The 1,312-nt window shown below is 59.9% G+C and carries 1 protein-coding gene; it reads left to right on the top strand.

Annotated elements, in window-relative coordinates:
• Positions 1 to 53 precede the first annotated feature (53 nt).
• A protein-coding gene (locus VK92_RS38290) for an IS3 family transposase (RefSeq protein WP_122982976.1) occupies positions 54 to 1,276 on the top strand; the annotation gives its coding sequence in 2 pieces (ribosomal slippage) (positions 54 to 419 and positions 422 to 1,276; 1,221 coding nt in all).
• Positions 1,277 to 1,312: the final 36 nt, after the last annotated feature.

Here is a 1,312-nt window from a genome sequence, read left to right as displayed (position 1 = left end):
TGACCCGTCCTGAAATAGGTTGACACTTTTTCGCCGAGACGAAGAGGTGCCAATTGGAACAAGGGATCAAGCGGACGCAGCGGGACTACAGCCTGGCTTTTAAGCTGTCGGTGGTGAGCCAGGTTGAAAAAGGCGAGCTGACGTATAGAGAGGCGCAGCAGCGCTACGGCATCCAGGGGCGTTCGACGGTACTGGTATGGTTACGCAAGCACGGCTTGCAGGATTGGGCCGATCCATCCGGCCGTGCGCGATCGGGTTCTACCATGCCAAAGCAAGACGCCAAGCCGCTCACGCCTGAGCAGCGCATCAAGGAGTTGGAAACGCAGTTGCGGGAGGCGAAGGAGAAAGCCGCGCTGTTCGAGGCGGTGCTCGACGTGATGCGCAAGGACTACGGAATCACCGTAAAAAAGCCTTCGGGCAGGTCCTCGCGCAAAGGCGGATCGAAAAGCTGAGCGTCGAGCGGGCCTGCCGATACATGGGCATCAGCCGGCAAGCGTATTACAAGCGATGTCGCAGCGAGGAACGCCGCGGCACGCAAGCCGATGCCGTGACGACACTGGTGCGGGATATACGGCTGCGCCAGCCGAGACTCGGGACACGAAAACTGCACCATCTGCTCGGGCCCGTCTTGGGCGAGCGCGGCATCAAGCTCGGGCGAGATCGGCTGTTCGATGTGCTGCGCGCCGCCCGCCTGCTGGTCGTGCCGCACCGGGCGTACCACAAGACGACGCAAAGTCATCATCGCTTCCGGCGTCATCCGAATCTGCTCAAACCCGGACCGGATCAGGTCGTGCCAACTGGGCCAGAACAAGTGTGGGTGGCCGACATCACATATCTGCCCACGGCTGGCCGGTTCGTGTACCTGAGCCTGATTACCGATGCGTTCTCGCGCAAGATCGTCGGTCATCACGTTCATGACAGCCTGCAAACCGAACAGGTCAGTCAGGCGCTGAAGAAGGCGTTGCGCGGTCGCCGAACCTGTCAGCCCTTGATCCATCATTCCGATCGCGGGATCCAATACTGCTCGACCTACTATCAAGACATCCATCGGCGTCACGGCTTGCGTTGTTCGATGACGGACGGCTACGACTGCTATCAAAATGCGCTGGCTGAGCGGGTCAACGGCATCCTCAAGGGTGAGTTCTTGCTGCAGCGTCCTGCTGACCTCGAGCAGGCCGCCAAGATGGTCGAACAGTCCGTGCGCATCTACAACCATGAGCGGCCACATGCCGCCCTGAAATACAAAACGCCCGATGCGATGCATCGGGCGTTTTAGCGCCTGGATACTGTCAACCTATTCCAGGACTTGACA

Source organism: Burkholderia sp. LK4 (assembly GCF_001043615.1).
GTDB lineage: Bacteria > Pseudomonadota > Gammaproteobacteria > Burkholderiales > Burkholderiaceae > Burkholderia > Burkholderia cepacia.
This window is presented reverse-complemented; position numbering and strand designations above follow the sequence as displayed.